Source organism: Streptomyces sp. ADI95-16, assembly GCF_003721495.1.
In the GTDB taxonomy this organism is placed as follows: Bacteria; Actinomycetota; Actinomycetes; order Streptomycetales; family Streptomycetaceae; genus Streptomyces; species Streptomyces goshikiensis.
Genome location: NZ_CP033581.1, coordinates 892107 through 909844 on the forward strand (window position 1 = coordinate 892107; position 17738 = coordinate 909844).

The 17738-nt window shown below is 73.6% G+C and carries 14 protein-coding genes and 1 pseudogene; 7 read left to right on the top strand and 8 right to left on the bottom strand.

The features are described 5' to 3' along the window. Positions 1 to 37 precede the first annotated feature (37 nt). From EES41_RS04205 to EES41_RS04225, 5 genes and pseudogenes are all read right to left on the bottom strand, one after another. A complete protein-coding gene (locus EES41_RS04205) occupies positions 38 to 742 on the bottom strand; it encodes a response regulator transcription factor (RefSeq protein WP_123075766.1) in 705 nt (234 codons plus the stop codon). After that, positions 730 to 1911: a sensor histidine kinase gene (locus tag EES41_RS04210; RefSeq protein WP_164495743.1), complete on the bottom strand. Its 1182-nt coding sequence runs from the start codon at positions 1909 to 1911 to the stop codon at positions 730 to 732. The genes EES41_RS04205 and EES41_RS04210 overlap by 13 nt, the downstream gene beginning before the upstream one ends. Positions 1912 to 2225: 314 nt before the next feature. Further along, positions 2226 to 2327: pseudogene (locus EES41_RS04215) on the bottom strand (AraC family transcriptional regulator); the annotation flags it as partial. Between the two features lie 40 nt (positions 2328 to 2367). Continuing rightward, entirely contained in the window at positions 2368 to 2778 is a 411-nt protein-coding gene (locus tag EES41_RS04220) for a VOC family protein (RefSeq protein ID WP_123082248.1), read from the bottom strand. A gap of 10 nt (positions 2779 to 2788) precedes the next feature. After that, positions 2789 to 3622, bottom strand: a complete 834-nt coding sequence (locus tag EES41_RS04225; protein WP_123075770.1) for an N-formylglutamate amidohydrolase — start codon at positions 3620 to 3622, stop codon at positions 2789 to 2791. 200 nt (positions 3623 to 3822) lie between these two features. Between EES41_RS04225 and EES41_RS04230 the strand changes: the two genes are divergently transcribed. The 4 genes from EES41_RS04230 to EES41_RS04245 all read left to right on the top strand — a co-directional run bounded on the left by EES41_RS04230 (position 3823) and on the right by EES41_RS04245 (position 7844). Next, positions 3823 to 4689 (top strand): class II aldolase/adducin family protein, encoded by an 867-nt coding sequence (locus tag EES41_RS04230; protein WP_123075772.1) that lies wholly within the window; start codon positions 3823 to 3825, stop codon positions 4687 to 4689. Between the two features lie 9 nt (positions 4690 to 4698). Then, positions 4699 to 5505 (top strand): TetR/AcrR family transcriptional regulator, encoded by an 807-nt coding sequence (locus EES41_RS04235; protein ID WP_123075774.1) that lies wholly within the window; start codon positions 4699 to 4701, stop codon positions 5503 to 5505. Further along, a complete protein-coding gene (locus EES41_RS04240) occupies positions 5502 to 6377 on the top strand; it encodes an alpha/beta fold hydrolase (protein ID WP_123075776.1) in 876 nt (291 codons plus the stop codon). Before EES41_RS04235 ends, EES41_RS04240 begins: the two co-directional genes overlap by 4 nt. Positions 6378 to 6557: 180 nt before the next feature. Further along, a complete protein-coding gene (locus tag EES41_RS04245) occupies positions 6558 to 7844 on the top strand; it encodes a YhgE/Pip domain-containing protein (protein WP_123075778.1) in 1287 nt (428 codons plus the stop codon). Positions 7845 to 7983: 139 nt separating this feature from the next. Here EES41_RS04245 and EES41_RS04250 read toward each other — a convergent pair whose 3' ends face one another. From EES41_RS04250 to EES41_RS04260, 3 genes are all read right to left on the bottom strand, one after another. Next, positions 7984 to 9441, bottom strand: coding sequence for a carotenoid oxygenase family protein (locus EES41_RS04250; protein ID WP_123075780.1), 1458 nt, complete (start codon positions 9439 to 9441; stop codon positions 7984 to 7986). 517 nt (positions 9442 to 9958) lie between these two features. Then, entirely contained in the window at positions 9959 to 10948 is a 990-nt protein-coding gene (gene speB, locus EES41_RS04255) for an agmatinase (protein WP_250570377.1), read from the bottom strand. Positions 10949 to 11054: 106 nt separating this feature from the next. Beyond that, positions 11055 to 12611, bottom strand: a complete 1557-nt coding sequence (locus EES41_RS04260) for an acyl-CoA carboxylase subunit beta (RefSeq protein ID WP_123075782.1) — start codon at positions 12609 to 12611, stop codon at positions 11055 to 11057. Positions 12612 to 13096: 485 nt separating this feature from the next. On the opposite strand from EES41_RS04260, the gene EES41_RS04265 reads away from it, so the two are divergent. The 3 genes from EES41_RS04265 to EES41_RS04275 are packed head-to-tail and all read left to right on the top strand — an operon-like array spanning position 13097 to position 17611. Beyond that, positions 13097 to 16003 (top strand): LuxR family transcriptional regulator, encoded by a 2907-nt coding sequence (locus tag EES41_RS04265; protein ID WP_123075784.1) that lies wholly within the window; start codon positions 13097 to 13099, stop codon positions 16001 to 16003. Further along, entirely contained in the window at positions 15984 to 16880 is an 897-nt protein-coding gene (locus EES41_RS04270; RefSeq protein ID WP_123075786.1) for a metallophosphoesterase, read from the top strand. Before EES41_RS04265 ends, EES41_RS04270 begins: the two co-directional genes overlap by 20 nt. Next, positions 16877 to 17611 (top strand): 4'-phosphopantetheinyl transferase, encoded by a 735-nt coding sequence (locus EES41_RS04275; RefSeq protein WP_123075788.1) that lies wholly within the window; start codon positions 16877 to 16879, stop codon positions 17609 to 17611. The genes EES41_RS04270 and EES41_RS04275 overlap by 4 nt, the downstream gene beginning before the upstream one ends. Positions 17612 to 17738 lie beyond the last annotated feature (127 nt).

The following is a 17738-nucleotide window of genomic DNA, read 5'->3' on the forward strand; positions in this document are numbered from 1 at the left end:
TTGGGGGGCTTGCGCCGGACCGGCGGCCGCCGGATGCTCAGCCCCCGTCGAGGTGGTCCTCCCGTACCCGCCGGGCCAGGTCGAGCTTGGTGTACGTGGGGCGGCCGGCCTGCTGGTACTTGGCCTTGACCCGGTCCAGGTAGTCCTTGGCGGTGTGGACGGTGATGCCCGCACGCCGGGCGGCGGACTTGAGGGTCATCCCGGAGGCGTAGTCGAGCAGGATCTGCCGCTCCCGGGGGGAGAGCCGGGGGCGGGCGGGGCTGCTGTCGTGCGCGCAGGCGAAGGCGAGTTCCGGGGAGTGGGCGCCCCGGCCCGTCGCGAGGTCCTTGATGGCGGTGACCAGGGTCGGCAGGTCGTGGTCCTTGGTCAGGTAGCCGTCGGCGCCGGCCCGGATCGCCTCGATGATCCGGGAGCGGTCCGGCACCGTGCTGATCATGAGCACCCGGCTCCCGGTGCGCAGCAGCCGCCGGATGTTGTCGGTGGGGGCGGATCCGTCCCGCAGTACGAGATCGAGCAGGACGATGTCGGGCGGGACCATGTCGGGCGGGACGATGCCGGGCGGGGTGCCCCCGGGCGCGCCGGCCCCGTACGGAAGGTGGCCGTCCGCGGCGCCGAGGAGTTCCCCGACGGTGGCCGCGGTGGCCACGAGCCGCAGTTCCGGCACCCCGCCCAGCCAGGCCCGCAGGCCGTCCAGGAGCATCCGGTCGTCGTCGACCACCGCGACCGTGATCACCCGGGCCATCTCAGCTCCACCCGTACGCCCTCTCCGGGGGCGGTGTCGACGGTCGCCCGGCCGCCGACCTCGGCCATCCGGTCGTGGACGGAGCCGCGCAGCCCGAAGCCCGGCCGGTGCCGCCCGGGGTCGAAGCCGGGCCCCCGGTCGACGACGGTGACGAGGGCTCCCCCGCGTCCGTCCGGGTCCCCGGTCGCGGTGAGGTACGCGTGTCCGGTGCCGGCGTGCCGGCGTACGTTGTTCAGGGCTTCGCGCACGGCGTCGCCGAGCGCAGCGGCGACCTCGGGCGGCACCCGCGGAAGGTCGTGGTACTGGGCGGTGACCCGCAGCTGGAGGCCCTCGACGCAGCCGACCGCATCCTCCAGGGCCGTGCCGATCTCCCGGTGGTGGACCTCCTCGGCGGTCTGCTGGATCAGCCGGCGCAGGTACGAGGCCTCGCGGGCGCACCGCTCGCGCACCTCGGGGGCGTTGGCGTCGACCGCGCCGGACGCCAGGGTGGTCAGGGTGGCGAGGACGGTGTCGTGCAGCGCGCGGTGGTGTTCGAGCCGCTCGGCGTAGCGCGCCTTGTGCGCCTCGGCGGCCAGCGCGCGGGCGTTGGCCCCGTCGAGGAGGCGGCCCTGGCGGAGCAGGTACCAGGTGAAGGCCCAGGCCATCACGGCCGACGAGACGAGCGCGTTGAGGTGGCCGGCGATCACGGCGGGGCTGGTGCCGACCGCGCGGTAGCCGATGAGGTGGGTCACCATCAGGAGCGCGACCACACCGAGGACGTGGAGCCGCGGGAGGGTGATGGCCGCGGTGGCGCTCCCCGACCCGCCGAGCAGCATCGCCCACGCGAGCGTGGCCGGCTCGTGCACGTCGCCCCAGGCGCAGAGGGCCAGGGGCAGCGTGCAGCCGGTCACGAGGACGTCCGCCCAGACGTACCGCCGGTCGAACCGGCCGCGCCGCAGGGCCGTTCCGTAGAGGAGGGCGCTGAGCCCCAGGGCCGCGGCGATGCCCGCGTACGGCAGGGGGACCTCCGGCCGGCGCTGGGCGACGGCGAGGACGCCGACCGCCAGGTGGCTCGCCCGGTAGAGCAGGGTGGCCACGATCATGAACGACCGGGCCCGCCCCGTCCCCGAGCCGACCCCGGTCGTCTCCCGCGGTGCCCGTACGCGCCGTATCGGTAAGGACCGCACCACCAAGACCACACCTCCGCCTACCGGTGGCAGCGCGGGATCCCGGGTCGTCCCGACCGGAACGGGGTGGGGTCACACATCCCGCGACTGCCAGTGACATCACGTATGTTGCCCCAGGAGGTGCATGCCCAGAAGGTGCGTGCCGGGCTGCTCGCGAGCTTGGCCGACGCCGGTCCACGGGCTGGCCGGAAAACGCGTCGGGTGACGGCGCCGGCTCACCGTCCGCTCGACGGGTGCGGCGGTCCGGAGCTCGTCGTCGGGGTCGGTTCGCAGCCGACCGGGGCGCTGACGTCCGTGACGCCGAAGCCGCCCGGGTGCGGCAGCGCGTACTCCCGGTCGATCCGGTCGCGGCGCGGTCGTGCGAGGTCCTTCAGGCGCTGCGCCTCGGTGAGTGCGCGCGCCCAGGCGGGATGACACATGCCGGAACTCCCCTCTCGGCGGCCTCGTGCGGTGGGTGGTTCAGCGCAGTTCCTGGATGCGGACCAGGTTGCCCGCCGGGTCGCGGAAGGCGCAGTCGCGGATGCCGTACGGCTGCTCGGTCGGCTCCTGGACGACTTCGGCGTCGGCCGCCCGCGCCTTCTCGAACGTGGCGTCGAGGTCCCGGGTGGCCAGCAGGATCCAGCCGTAGGTGCCCTTGGCCATCATCTCGGCGATGGTGCGGCGCTCGTCCTCGGTGATGCCGGGGTCGACGGCCGGCGGCGCGAGGAGGATCGACGTACCGGGCTGGCCGACGGGGCCGACGGTGATCCAGCGCATCGCGCCGTGTCCGACGTCGCTGCGGACCTCGAAGCCGAGGATGTCGCGGTAGAAGGAGAGGGCGGCGTCCGGGTCGTCGTGCGCGAGGACGCTGGTGTGAATGGTGATGTCCATGACCATCACGTTAGGTGGGGTGCGGCGCCCCGCGCTTCTCCGTTCCTGATCGGATGCCGCCCTGGGTCTCGACGAGCGCGGCGAGCGCTCCCGCCAGCGCGTCGAGGCCGGGGCCCGCGGGTCCGCCCGGCTCGCTCATGTAGAGGTCGCGCCGGATCTCCACCATCAGCGCGGACACCCTCGGGTCCTTTCCGTAGTGGCGCAGCGGTACGTAGGTGCCCGCGAACGGGCTGTCCAGCCCCGTGCCGCCGAAGCCGGCGAAGGCCCGCCGCGCCGCGTCGAGGAGGGCGGGGGGCGTGTGGAAGGCGTCGGTGCCGAGGCAGACCGGGGGACGGGGTCCGTCGCCGTGGAGCTCGTAGGGCAACGCCTTGGTCGGGTACGAGTGCACGTCGATGATCACGGCCCGCCCGACGGCCGCCAGCCGGTCCTCCACGGCGTCGGTCAGCGCCCGCGCGTACGGGTGGAAGTACCGCTCGATCAGCGGCAGTCCGTCGAAGTCGGCCGGGCGGAGCGGCTCTCGGTGCGTGGTGCGCGTGTACACCGCGCCCATGCCGCGCGCGAGCATCTCCTCGCGCTCGTCGGGGAACCGCTCGGGGTCGATGACCAGCCGTGACAGCCGGTTCTCGAACCGCCAGGGGGTGACGTGCGCGGCCTCGGCGGCCCCGGCCGCGATCCGTGCCGTGTGCGCGTCGGTGATGTGGTCCAGCTCCGTTTCGAGGGCCCGGTCGTCCAGCAGGATCCCCGAGCGGACGGCGGCGGGTACGGCGCGGGAGGAGTGCGGGACGTGGAGGATCACGGGGGACTCGGGAGAGCCGGGGTGAAGGAGGGCGGCGGCGTCGCTCATCTGGTTCCTCGCTCGCGTGTCCGGTGCGCGGCGCCCGGTGGTGGCGGGCGGCCGGGTCCCGGACGCGGCGGTCCCGGCCCCGGCCAAGATCATCGCGGCTGCCGGTCGCGGGTGTCCAGCGGTGGTCGCGGAGGTCTTGCGCTGTGCGTCCAGTGGACGCATGATGTGCGTCCACTGGACGCACAGCGGAGGAGACGGACATGGACCGGACGGCGAGCAGGGAGGCGCGGGCGGCGGGCGGCGCCTCGGGGGACGCCGCAGGAGCGGCGGACGCGGTGCGCGGGAGCGCCTTCGTCCCGCGGCAGGAGGACCTCGAACTGTCCCTGCCGCCCGTGTTCGAGGACCCGTCGCAGGAGCGCGAGCACCGCAAGCAGCGGCTCGCGGGCGCCTGCCGCGTCTTCGGCCGGCTCGGTTTCTCCGAAGGGGTCGCGGGACACATCACCGTGCGGGACCCGGAGCACCCGGACATGTTCTGGGTCAACCCGTTCGGCATGTCCTTCCGGCACGTCCGGGTCCGCGACCTGATCCTCGTCGACCACGAGGGGCGGGTCCGCCACGGCAGGCGTCCGGTCAACCGGGCCGGGTTCGTGATCCATTCCGCGATCCACGCCGCCCGCCCCGACGTGGTCGCCGCCTGCCACGCCCACGCCGTCCACGGGAAGGCCTTCTCCAGCCTGGGGCGCCTGCTGGACCCGATCACCCAGGACGCCTGCGCCGTGTACGAGCAGCACACCGTCCACCGGGACGGCGCGGGCGCGGTGGTGATCGAGGAGGAGGCCGGGCGGCAACTCGCCGCGGGGCTCGGGCCGCACAAGGCCGTCATCCACCAGAACCACGGCATCTTCACCGTCGGCGCCTCGGTCGACGAGGCGGCCTGGTGGTTCGTCTCCATGGAGCGCAGCGCCCAGGCGCAGCTGCTGGCGGAGGCCGCGGGCACACCGCACCTGATCGAACCCGAGGCCGCCCGGCACACCCGGGACCAGACCGGGTTCCCCCTGGCGGGCTGGTTCTCCTTCCAGCCGCTCTGGGAGGAGATCATCCGTACGGAACCCGACCTCTTCGAATAGGCGCCACCCATGAACCCCCAGCCCGCGACCCGGCCCGATGCCCAGCCTGATGCCCGGCCCGCGACCCGGCCCGATGCCCGGGCCGCCGCCGGACCCGCCCCCGCCCCCGCCGCCGAGCCCGGCTCCCCCGCCTGGTGGCGGGCCCGGTACGCCGAACGCGAGCGGCGCAGGCCCCGCCAGGGCGGGCTGACGCTCGACCGGATCACCGCGGGCGCTCTCGAACTGGCCGACCGCGAGGGCCTGGAGGCGCTCACGATGCGCCGGCTCGGCGAGCACCTCCAGGTCCGCCACACCTCCCTCTACCGGCACGTCGCGAGCCGCGAGGAGCTGCTGATCGAGACCGTCGACCACATGCTGGGCGAGATCCGGCTGCCCTCGCTCGGCGGGGACTGGCGGGCCGGGCTGGAGGCCGGGGCCCGGGAGTTCCGCCGGGTGCTCGCGGCGCACCCGGCGGTCGTCCCCCTGCTGACCGCCGGGCAGCTGCTGGGCCCCAACGCGCTGCGGGCCCGTGAGCACGCCCTCGCGGAGCTCCTCGCGCACGGCTGGGCCCCTCGGCCGGCCGTGCACGTCTACCTCACGGTCACCCACTTCGTGATCGGCGCCGCGGTGCTCGACTCCGCCGGCGCGGCGCGCACCGCCGGACAGCGCGCCGCGATGGCCGAGCTGTTCGCCTCCCTCTCCCCCCGCACCCACCCGGTGGTCCACCGGCACGCCGAGCTGCTCAACTCCCTCGACCCGCAGGCCGAGTTCGACTTCGGCCTGCGGACACTGCTGCACGGGCTGGACCACCCGCAATCCGAGGAGGCCCCGGTATGACCGGCGAACGCGTCCTGCCGCCGCTGCGCGCGTGGACGGAAGGCGGGAGCTTCCCGCGCATCGCCGGCCACCGCGTCTTCGTACGCCGGGACGGGCCCGCTGACGGCGCGCCCGTCACCCTCGTCCACGGTTTCCCGACCTCCTCCCACGACTGGGCCGCCGTCGTCCCGGCGCTCGTCGCGGCGGGCCTGCGGGTCACCACGCTGGACCTGCTCGGCTTCGGGGAGAGCGACAAGCCCCGGCGCCACCGCTACTCCGTCCTCGACCAGGCCTCGCTGGTCGAGGAGGTCTGGCGCCACCACGGAACCGGCGCCACCGCCCTGGTCGTGCACGACTACGGGGTGAGCGTCGGCCAGGAGCTGCTGGCCCGCGACCCGGCCCGGATCACGCGCGTGGCATGGCTCAACGGCGGCCTCTACCCCGATCTGCACCGCCCCGTGCGGGTGCAGCGCCTGCTGCACGGCCCGCTGGGGCCGCTGCTGGCGCCCCTCACCACGGAGCGGCGGTTCGCCGCGACCCTGCGCGCCGTACTGGCCCGGCCGGTGCACGACGAGGACGTACGCGACCTGTGGGCGGCCGTGTCCCGCGCCGGCGGCCACCGCCTCGCCCCGCGCCTGCTGCGCTACATCGACGAGCGCCGCCTGCACGCCGCGCGCTGGGCCTCGGCCCTGGAGGGCTTCCCCGGGCCCGCGCTGTTCGTGTGGGGACCGGCCGACCCGATCAGCGGGGCCCACGTACTGGCCCGGATCCGGGCCCGCCTGCCGCGGGCCGAGGTGGTGGAACTGGCCGGGCCGCCGCCCGTCGGGCACTACCCGCAGCTGGAGGATCCCGGGGCGGTGTCGGCCGCGCTGACCGGGTTCCTGGCGCCCTGAGCCGGCGGCGGGCCCGTCGCCGCGGCCGTACTGCAAACGGGGGGAGGAAGGCGAGGCGTACAGCGGGCCGCGCGGGTGCGGGCCGCATCCTGACCTCTCGTACGGTCGCCGCGGCACCACCCGTTCGGCCGATCTCACCCGCTGCGCGGTCCCCGCACCGCCCGGAGCCCACGGAGAACCATGGCCGAGCCCGCCGCCACCCCCCAGGCCGCCGCCCCTCAGGCCACCGCCGCGAAGCTGCTGCGGCGCCCACAGCTGTGGCTGGTGCCCACCGTCCTCACGGGGCTGCTCGCCCTGCTGCTGTCCCTGCTGTACATGGGCGGCATCGTCAACCCCAACTGGGAACTGCACGACCTCCCCATCGCCGTCGTCAACGACGACACCGGCAAGCCGCCGCCGGGGCAGCAGGAGAACCTGGGCGCCCAGGTGACCGCCGCCGTCGCGGCCGACACCGGGGGCGGCAAGGCCGACTGGCGCACGCTCACCCGCGCCCAGGCCCAGGACCAGCTCGATTCCGGGAAGGTCTACGGCGCCCTGGTCGTCCCGGCCGGATTCACGGACTCCGTGACCGCCCTCACCACCTCGGGCGCCACCCGGCAGCCGACGATCGTCGTGCTCACCAACCCCGGCAAGGGCAGCCTCGGCTCCTCCCTCGCCGGGCAGATCACGACGAAGGCCGCGCACCAGGCGTCCCAGAGCATCGGCAAGCAGCTCACGACGGCGGCCGGCGAGCGGACGAGCCCGACCGTGAAGACGCTGCTCACCGACCCGGTGAAGGTCGTCACCCAGGTCGGCCACCCGATCGGCGCCAACAGCGGCCTCGGTCTGACGGCCTTCTACTACACCCTGCTGCTGGTGCTGGCCGGGTTCATGGGCGGCAACGTCATCAGCAACGGCGTCGACACCGCGCTCGGGTACGCGGACAACGAGATCGGCCCCTGGCACACCCGCCGCCCCACGGTGCCGATCAACCGCACCCAGACGCTGCTGCTGAAGATGGCGATGACGGCGGGCATCACGCTCGTCAGCGCCTCGCTGGTGCTCGTCGCCTGCGTCGCCGTCCTCGGCATGGACGCCTCGCACCTGCCGCTGCTGTGGGTCTACTCCTACTGCGCGGCCCTCGCCGTCGGGTTGGGCGTGCAGGCCATCAACGCCGCGTTCGGCGGGATCGGCCAGCTGGTGTCGATGTTCGTGTTCATCGTCCTCGGCCTGCCCTCCTCGGGCGCCACGGTGCCGCTCCAGGCGGTCCCCGGGTTCTACCGCTTCCTCTCCCACTTCGAGCCCATGCGGCAACTCAGCGACGGGGTACGGGCGATCCTCTACTTCGACGCGCGCGGCGACGCGGGACTCACCCGCTCCTGGATCATGATCGCGATCGGCGCGGTCCTCGCCCTGGTCTTCGGCTTCGCGATGACCACGTACTACGACCGGGCGGGGCACAAGCGCCTGACCCCGCAGCCCGCCTGACCCGCGCGCCGGTCCGGTTCACTTCCCGACGGTGTTCATCAGGATGATCGCCACGAGGTTCGCGAGGATCACGGCGAGGACGCCGAGCACCATCAGCCAGGCCTTCTGCGATTCGTCCAGTTCCACGGGACCACCTCCACTAGCCCGGTGCGGGTTCCTCGGTGGGCAGCCAGGTCCCGTGCAGGCCCAGCGGGACCCGTACCGGGATGCGGACCCGGGCCACCGGGCCGGACTCCGGTTCGTCCGCCGGGAGCACGAGGAACCAGCTGGTGCCGTCCGTACGGTCGGTGGCGAGGGTGAGCCAGTGTCCCTCGCCGTCGGCGCCGCCCGGTGTCGGCGCGAACACCGGCTCGCCGACGGACAGGTCCCCGGCCGCCCACAGTTCGCTGCCGCCGCGCCGGAGGTCGTACCAGCGGAGGGCGTCGTGTTCGCCGGGGAGCAGGTCCCGGGCGCCCGAGCCGGAGGCGGCGGCCAGCCGGCGGTGGCGGCGCCCGATCAGGCGGTCGTCGATCCGCGGCAGCTCGATGGCCGCGTCGTCGAGCCGGGTGCGGCGCATGCTGCCCGCCTCCGGGCTGATCACGGCGCGCACCAGGCCGCCGGGGTTGGGGCCGCCGGTCGCGGGACCCATCGCCAGGTGGTCCCACTGGACGTAGTCGAGCACGACGTCCCCGCCGTGGCCGGGCGCGCCGCCCTCCTGCCCCTCGTCCGCGTCATAGGCGTTGACCGTGTGCCACATCCAGTACGCGTCGTCGGCGGCCTGCCGCACCGGTCCGCCGTCGCGCGGGACCAGCAGGATCCGGGTACCGCGCTCGGGCCGCCACGCCACGAACGAACCGGTGCCGGCCATCGCGGCGTCGATGTCGAAGAACGCGGGCGCGAGGACCAGGACGACGAACCGCGCCGTCAGCGCCATGTCGTGGATCATCATCGGCTCGTCGACGGTGTCGACCGGCGTCGGCCCGCGCCGCACCTCTCCGGCCGGCCCGAGCACCGACCAGGTCAGGAACGGCGGTTCGAGGCAGTAGCAGAAGACCACCATCTCACCGGTGCGCGGGTCGACCTTGGGGTGCGCGGTGATCCCGGCCGGCAGCGCGCCGTCGAAGGTCTCGGGCCCCAAGGTGTCCAGCTCCGGGGACATCCGGAACGGGCAGCTCGACTCCGCCAGCGCCAGCAGGCGGCCCGCGTGCCGCACCACGTTGATGTCGGGCAGGTCCTTGAAGGTGCCGGCCAGGTCCGCGGGTACGTCCGGCTCCTGCGGCATGACCATCGATTCGAGCCCGCCCCACAGCGCCCGGCCGGCCCGCTCCTCGGCCAGCACGCCGGGCGTGCGGACGAACCGGTTGCGGTAGCGGACCGTGCCCTCGTGGATCCAGACGCCGTGCAGCATGCCGTCGCCGTCGAGGGGGTACAGGTAGGAGCCGATCGGGCTGAACCGGGGGTTCGGTCCGTTGCGCAGGTACGCGCCGTCCAGGCCGTCGGGCAGCCGGCCCTCCACCCGCAGGCCGACCTCGTCGACTTCGCGCGTCACCGGCTCGAACGGTCCGCTGAGGTGGGCGACCCGGGTGGGGTCGAAGGTCCGGGTCGTGTGCGTGCTCATGCCAGCCTCCGGGGCACGCCGGGGACGCGGAACGGCTCCCGTGCGCCAGTTTTCAGTCAAACCCGGCGGCGCCGCCGCGGCAAGCGCGGCCCGCGCGCCCGGGCCGCGCGGGCGGCGGGCCGTGAACTCAATGAACGAAAGGATGACCGGAGCGGCTCCGGTGGGCGATCGTCTGGGGACGCGCCGCCGCCAGGCGCTCGCACGGGACGCCGGAATGACGCTCCGGCCGACGGGTTGCCCGGATTCGGGCAGACATCGGCACGGGCAATTCCATTGCGCCCTGCAACGGAAATTGTGCGCGTGCACGCGCCCGCCATAAAGCCGTCATCGAATTTTTAACGGCATTTTATTGTTGCGGGCCGCAGAACCTCAGCGGAACGCCGGACGACTTCCCGGGCACTGGAAAACAAGTAAGGCCGAGTCAAGCCGACGCGCCGCCCCGGGCGTTTTCTCAGGCTAAATTCACAGACGAATGCGTGCGCGACCGGCCGCGCACGGCCGGTCGCGCCCGCGGCGGCTACTGCGTCATGCCCCAGCGGACCGGGGCGATCTGCTTCGACATGATGGTGATCAGCTCGTAGGCCGCGTGCGACGCGGCGATCGAGGTGATGCCCGCGTGGTCGTACGCCGGCGCGACCTCCACGATGTCGGCGGAGACCAGGTGGCAGTCGGAGAGGCCGCGCAGGATCTCCAGCAGCTCGCGGGAGGTCATGCCGCCGGCCTCGGGCGTGCCGGTGCCGGGGGCGTGCGCCGGGTCCAGGACGTCGATGTCGATGGAGACGTACAGGGGCCGGTCGCCGACCCGCTCGCGCAGCTGCTGCGCGATCTCGTCCACCCCGCGCCGCATCACGTCCGCCGAGGTCACGATGCCGAAGCCCAGCTTGGCGTCCTCGTCGAGGTCCTTCTTGCCGTAGATCGGGCCGCGGGTCCCGACGTGGCAGAGCGCGGAGGTGTCGACGACGCCCTCCTGCACGGCCCGGCGGAACGGCATCCCGTGCGTGTACTGCTGACCGAAGTAGTCGTCCCAGGTGTCCAGGTGCGCGTCGAAGTGCAGGACCGCCACCGGCCCGTGCTTCTTGGCCACGGAGCGCAGCATCGGCAGCGCGATGGTGTGGTCGCCGCCCAGCGTCATCAGCCGGGCGCCGCCCGCGAGCAGCTCGTCGGCGGCCGCCTCGATCGTCTCCACGGCCTCGTTCGTGTCGAACGGGTTGGCGCTGATGTCCCCGGCGTCCGCGACCTGGCTGAAGTGGAAGGGGTAGACGTCCTGCGCCGGGTTGTACGGGCGCAGGGTCCGGGAGGCCTCGCGGATGGCGTTGCCGCCGAAGCGGGCTCCCGGGCGGTAGGTGACTCCCCCGTCGAACGGGACCCCGACCACGGCGATGTCCGCCTTCTCCACCTGGTCGAGGCGGGGGACGCGGCCGAAGGTGGCCTGGCCGGCGAAGTGCAGGGTCCGGTCGGTCTCCGTCGGCGCGAGCGGCGGGGTCACTCCGTTGGGGTGGGCGGTCATGGTGCGTTCCGTGCCTTTCCAGGGGACTTCGGCCTGGTGCCCCGTGCCGGGACCACCAGGGGGTCGGGAGCGCCGGGCACCGGGCGCTGCCCGGGCCGCCGACGGGTCACATCGGCGGGTTGCCGTGCTTGCGCGCGGGCAGATCGGCGTGCTTGGTGCGGAGCATCGCGAGGGCGCTCGCGAGTACCTCGCGCGTTTCCGCGGGGTCGATGACGTCGTCGACGAGGCCTCGTTCGGCGGCGTAGTACGGGTGCATCAGCTCGGCCTTGTACTCCTTGACCATGCGCGCGCGCATCGCCTCGGGGTCTTCGGCGTCCGCGATCTGCTTGCGGAAGATGACGTTGGCCGCGCCCTCGGCGCCCATCACGGCGATCTCGTTGGTCGGCCACGCGTAGGTGATGTCGGCGCCGATGGACTGGGAGTCCATCACGATGTACGCCCCGCCGTACGCCTTGCGCAGGATCAGCGAGATCCGCGGCACGGTGGCGTTGCAGTACGCGTACAGCAGCTTGGCGCCGTGGCGGATGATGCCGCCGTGTTCCTGGTCGACCCCGGGCAGGAAGCCGGGGACGTCGAGGAGGGTGATGATCGGGATGTTGAAGGCGTCGCAGAGCTGGACGAACCGCGCCGCCTTCTCCGAGGCGTGGATGTCCAGGACGCCGGCGAGGTGACCGGGCTGGTTGGCGACGATGCCGACGACCTGCCCGTCCAGACGGGCCAGCGCGCAGATGATGTTGCGGGCCCAGCGTTCGTGGATCTCCAGGACGTCGCCCTCGTCGACGAGTTCCTCGATGACCTTGAGCATGTCGTACGGGCGGTTGCCGTCGGCGGGAACCAGGTCGAGCAGGACGTCCGAGCGGCGGTCCGCCGGGTCGCCGCTGTCGTGGACCGGCGGGTTCTCCCGGTTGTTGGAGGGCAGCATCGAGATGAGGTAGCGGACCTCGCTGATGCAGGTCTCCTCGTCGTCGTACGCGAAGTGCGCCACGCCCGAGGTCTCGGCGTGCACGTCGGCGCCGCCCAGACCGTTCTGCGAGATCTCCTCGCCCGTCACCGCCCGGACCACGTCCGGACCGGTGATGAACATCTGCGAGGTGTCACGGACCATGAACACGAAGTCCGTCAGCGCCGGCGAGTACGCCGCACCACCCGCGCACGGGCCCAGCATCACCGAGATCTGCGGGATCACACCCGAGGCCTTCGTGTTCCGCTGGAAGATCCCGCCGTAACCGGCCAGCGCCGAGACGCCCTCCTGGATACGGGCACCCGCACCGTCGTTCAGCGACACCAGCGGCGCACCCGCCGCGATCGCCATGTCCATGATCTTGTGGATCTTCGTCGCGTGCGCCTCACCCAGCGCGCCACCGAAGATCCGGAAGTCGTGCGCGTAGACGAAGACCGTCCGGCCCTCGACCGTCCCCCACCCCGTGATCACACCATCGGTGTAGGGCCTCTTGCCCTCCAGACCGAACCCGGTCGCCCGGTGCCGGCGCAACTGCTCGACCTCGTGGAACGAACCCTCGTCGAGGAGGAGCGCGATCCGCTCCCGGGCCGTCAGCTTGCCCTTGGCGTGCTGCGCCTCGGTCGCCCGGTCGCTGGGGCCGCGCCGGGCCTGCTCACGCAGCTCGCGCAGCTCGGCCACCTTCCCGGTGAGGTTCTTCGTCATGTGCCCTCTCGCCCCCGGCCCCGCGGATGCGGGCGTCATCGGTTCGCGCGGGCCTCCAAGGGCCCGCACCCCGCCATTAAACGAGCGGCACGGGCGGCTTCTCCACCGCCTCCGACCCCTAATCTCCGCGCGACCACCCCTAGAGCGGAATCAGGGGAATCCATGTGTATTTGAGGTTTCCTTGAGGTTTCCGAACGTGGCGATACGGAACCATCTGCCTTTCGGTTGAACCGATCGTGACTTGGCTGCGTCGCGTCAAGAGATAAGGATCGCAGGCAGGCAAGCGGAGCAATGTTGATAGAGTTCTGTCCGAGCTGCCGAACGGGAAGAACCGGCCTGCCGTTTGACCAACGGCGGGCGCTCAATTCCATGCGCTCTCGGGCGCCGACTTCCTGCTGCGCGCGGGCGCTCGAATGAATAGCCATGTCATGCCATGAGACCGACATGCGACGTTTTCGTATCTCACCGGGGAGGCTTCCACATCCATGTTGGTGGAGCGAGACGAACAGATCGCCAAGCTGACCTCCTGGGTGTCCGGCGCCGCCCGGCCCCACGGAAGCGCACACGGAGCCGCCCGCGGAGCCACCCTCGGCAGCGCCCCTGAAGACCCCGCCAGACCCGGCCGGATCGCGGTGATCAGCGGCCCGGTCGCGTCGGGCAAGACGGCCCTGCTCCACCGCGTACTGGAGCGGACCGCCGACTCGGGCGTCCGGCTCCTCAGCGCGGTGACCTCGGCCGCCGAACAGGACATCCCCTTCGGCGTGGTGGAGGAACTGCTGCGCGACACCACGGACACCGCGGGCTCCCTCCCGCTCCTCGGGCCGGCCGGCGCCGAAGACCTCGTTCCGGCCCAGACCCTCATGGCCTTCCACGCCCGGCTCGCCGGGCTCGCGGCGCACGGCCCCGTCCTGATCGCCATCGACGACGTGCAGTACGCCGATCCGCAGTCCCTGCACTGCCTGCGGTACGCCCTGGACCGGGCGCGCGGCACCGGCGCCCGGCTCTCCCTGATGGTGACGCGGGGCCCCGACGCGGGCGCCAGCCCGCCGTACGTCCTGGAGGAACTCCTGCGCCAGAGCGAGGGACTTCGCCTGCGGCTGCGCCCGCTCAGCGCCCGGGGAATCGAGGCGCTGCTGGCCCACCGGGCCGAGGAGGCGCCCCGTACGGCCACGGGCGCGCCCGACCCCGCGCACACCGCCCGGCTGGCCTCCTCCCTGCACGCGGCCACCGGCGGCAACCCGCTGCTCGTCCACAGCCTCCTCGAAGACAACGCCCCCCGGCGGCGGGGCGCGGACCCGGCCGCCGGATCCATCCACCCGGGTGAGCGGTTCCTGCAGAACGCGCTGTTCTGCGTCCACCGGACGGGACCCGACGGCCTGCTGGTCGCCCAGGGCATCGCGCTGCTGGGCAGCGCCGCCCCGCTGCCGCTGCTGGCCCGGCTGGTGGAGGCCGAGGAGCGGACGGTGGAGGAGGTGGTCGCCGCCCTCGGTGAGGCGGGCGTCCTCCAGGGGGTCCGCTTCTGGCACGGATCGGTGCGGACGGCGGTACTGGAGAGCCTGGCCGACGACGACGTGTCCCTGCTGCGCCGGCGCGCCGCCCGGCTGCTGTACGAGGCCGGGGCAGCGCCGGTGGCCGTCGCCGCGCAGCTCCTGGGCCTGGGGACCGCCCTGCCCGAAGAGGAGTGGGTGCCGGGGGTGTTGAGCGACGCCGCCCACACCGCGCTGGCCTCCCAGCGGGTCGGGTTCGCGGTGCGCTGCCTGCGGCTCGCGGAGCGCTGCTCCCGGGACCAGCGGGAGCGGCTCCAGCTCCGGGCGAGCATGGCCAAGTTCATCTGGCGGGTCAACCCCTCCGCCTGGGCGCGCGAACTGCGGCCGCTGAACGCCGCCTCCCAGCAGGGCTCGCTGCCGGTCACCGAATCGCTGCGGCTCGTCGGGGACCTGCTGTGGAACGGCTGGATCGACGACGCCTCGACGGCCATCCGGCACGCCCTGGAGGGCATGCCGGGGAACCCCGACGCGGCGCTCACCGCCGAACTGGGCAGCGTGCGGCTGGTGCTGGCCTCCACGTACCCCACGCTGCTGGACCGGCTGGACAGCGCTTTCGGGCCGGCCCTGGAGAGCGCGGCGTTCCCCGCGCTCACTCCCGAGGACGGCATCATGGCCGCGATGGGAGCGCTCCAAGGCGTCCTGAGCGCGGGCCCCGGGAGGCCCGCGGACGAGGAGCTGACCGAGCGCGCCGAGCGGATCCTGTCCGGTACGCGGCTCACCGAGGAGACCCACGTCACGGTACGGGCGTGCCTGCTGGCCCTGCTGTACGCGGACCGGCTGGGCGCGGCGACCCTGTGGGCGGACCGGCTGCTGGAGGAGGCCGCCGAACGCGACGCGCCCGGCTGGACCGCGGTCATGCAGGCGATGCGCGCGCACATGGCGCTGCGCCGCGGCGAGCTGGCGCAGACGCGGCGGCTCGCGGAGGAGGCGCTGGAGCAACTCCCCCCGCACGGCTGGGGCGTGGGCATCGGCATTCCGCTGGCGGCCCTCATCGAGGCACGGACCGCCATGGGCGACCACGAGGCGGCGGCAGCGCTGGTGGACCACCCGGTGCCGGAGCAGATGCTGCTCACCCGCTACGGACTGCACTACGTCTACGCGCGTGGCAGGCACCAGCTCGCCACCGGACGCCACCACGCGGCCCTCACCGACTTCATGACCTGCGGGCGGCTGATGCGCGAGTGGGACATGGACCGGGCGGGAGTGACTCCCTGGCGGGTCGGGGTCGCCGAGGCTTCGCTGGCCCTCGGCAACCGCGGCGAGGCGGAGCGTTACGCCCGCGAGCAGCTCGCCGAGGACGCCGGACAGCGGGTGCGGGGCCTGGCCCTGCGGGTGCTGGCGGGCGCCCGGCCGCTGGCCGAGCGGCCCGCGCTGCTGGAGCGGGCCGTGACCCTGCTCCAGGAAGAGGGCGACTCCCACGAGCTGGCCCGCGCCCTGACCGACCTCGCGGTCGCGTACGAGCAGCTCGGCGACACGGCCCGGGGCAAGACCTGCACCCGCCGGGCGTGGCGGATGGCCGAGGCCTGCGGGTCCCGGGACCTCTCCCTGCGCCTCCAGGCCGACCAGCCCCCGCAGAGCGCGCCACCGCGGCCGGTGGCGGCGCCGGAGCCGAGCTCCGTACAGCCGGGGCCGGGGCCGGAGGTGGTGTCCACGCTGACGGACGCCGAGCGCCGGGTGGCGGCGCTGGCCGCGCACGGGTATACGAACCGGGAGATCGGGGCCAAGCTGTTCATCACCGTCAGTACCGTGGAGCAGCATCTGACCCGGGTCTACCGGAAGATCAACATAACTCGTCGTCAAGACCTGCCGGTCAGTTGGGACATCGATGTCGCACACACTGCCTGAACCCACCGCCTCGGCCGGGCCCGCGCCCGGGCCGCGGTTGCTCGCGGTGAGCGACCTGCACATCGGGATGGCCGACAACCGGCCCATCACGGAGTCCCTGCGGCCCACGCACCCGGAGGACTGGCTGATCGTCGCCGGTGACGTCGGCGAGCTGACCGAGGACATCGAGTGGGCGCTGCGCCTGCTGGCCGGCCGCTTCGCCAAGGTGGTGTGGGCCCCGGGCAACCACGAGCTGTGGACCCCGCGCGAGGACCCGGTCCAGTCCCGCGGCGAGCAGCGCTACCAGTACCTGGTGGAGCTGTGCCGCAGGCTGGGCGTGGTCAGCCCCGAGGACCCGTGGCCGGTCTGGCGCGGGCCCGGCGGGCCGGTCGCCGTCGCCCCGCTGTTCTTGCTGTACGACTACACCTTCCGGGTGGCGGGCACCACGACCAAGGAGGAGTCGCTGGCCCGGGCGTACGACGCGGGCGTCGTCTGCACGGACGAGTACCTCCTGCACCCCGACCCCCACCCGAGCCGGGACGCCTGGTGCCGGGCCCGCGTCCAGCACACGCTGCGCCGGCTGGAGGCGCACGACCCGGCGGTGCCGCTGGTCCTGGTCAACCACTTCCCGCTGGTCCGGGAGCCCACGGACGTGCTGTGGCATCCGGAGTTCGCCCAGTGGTGCGGCACCGTGCTCACCGCCGACTGGCACCGCAGGTTCCCCACGGCCGCCGTGGTCTACGGACACCTGCACATCCCCCGGACGACCTGGTACGACGGGGTGCGCTTCGAGGAGGTGTCGATCGGCTACCCGCGCGAGTGGCGCCGGCGCGGCCACCCCAAGGGGCTGCTGCGGCAGATCCTGCCCTACACCGAGGGCGAGGAGGCCCGTACGTGATCGAGACCCTGCTGCCCGAAGGGGTGTGCGCGAGCGAGGCCTTCGGGCCGGACGGCGCCGCGGTGCTCTATCCCGAGGAGGCGGCGCTGGTCGCCGCCGCGACGGAGGGGCGGCGCGAGGAGTTCACCACCGTACGGGGCTGTGCCCGCCGCGCGATGGCGGCGCTCGGGCTGCCGCCGGCGCCCGTCCTGCCCGGCAGGCGCAACGTGCCGGGGTGGCCCGCCGGGGTGGTGGGCAGCATGACCCACTGCGCCGGCTACCGGGCCGCCGTCCTCGCCCGGGACGCGGACCTGGTGGCGGTCGGCATCGACGCCGAGCCCGACCTTCCGCTGCCGGGGGGCGTGCTGGAGTCGATCGCCCTGCCGCAGGAGCTCGCGTGGGCCCGCACGCCGGTGGCCGGGGTGTGCCGGGACCGGCTGCTGTTCAGCGCCAAGGAGGCCGTGTACAAGACCTGGTACCCCTGGGTGGGCACCGAGCTGGACTTCGAGGACGCGGCCCTCTCCTTCCGCGTGGACGACGACGGCTGGGCCGACGGCTCGCGGCGCGGTACGTTCCGGGCCCGGGTCCTGCGCCCGGGAACCGCCCCCGACGGTCGGCCGGTGACCGGGTTCGGCGGCCACTGGCTCGCGCACCGCGGCCTGGTCGTCACCGCGATCGCCGTACCCGCCCGCCGGGCGGCGGACTCGGCCCCGTACGACGCCGCGGGCGGGGTGGGTCACCCGGGTCGATAGGGGTTGTCCGGCTCCGGGGCCGCTGCGTAGCGTGCGAGGACCGGACCGACCGTGCACGGCGTACCACGGCGCGTGGGTTTCCCGCCGTCCGGGCCCCGCCGTGACGCCGCGTCCCCGGCCGCGCCCG